Consider the following 348-nt stretch of genomic DNA (forward strand, 5'->3'; position numbering starts at 1 on the left):
ATGCATCCACCTCTAGCAATACAAATTCACTGCCATTACGTTGCACCCCAACGGCTTTAATCACTCTTGGTGAGCCATCTTTACACAGATGTAATCGGCTACGCCCAACTTTTGGCAAAACCAAGGTTTCTTCAAAAAGCACCCGACATGCAAATTTAGTTTTTAGAATTGAAAGTAGCTCATCAAAAGCAGCAAATCGATTAGCAAAAATAGAGTTGTAATTGGTTGCATCCTGCTTCCCACCCACATCTGCCGCTGCTAGGACACCACCTAAGTGTGGCTCATCAGTACTAACCAAATTACTATTTTCACTTGTTGTTGCTTCTTCTTTTTCTAAAATAGTTTGGC

At 41.1% G+C, this 348-nt stretch carries 1 protein-coding gene; it reads right to left on the minus strand.

The window, feature by feature from the left end; all coding sequences use genetic code 11:
• The coding region (locus AC0L3J_RS37715) for a Tn7-like element transposition protein TnsE (RefSeq protein ID WP_473350483.1) at window positions 1-348 on the minus strand (348 nt) is incomplete at both ends.

The sequence above is a fragment of the Bradyrhizobium sp. Kon37 genome (assembly GCF_055807535.1).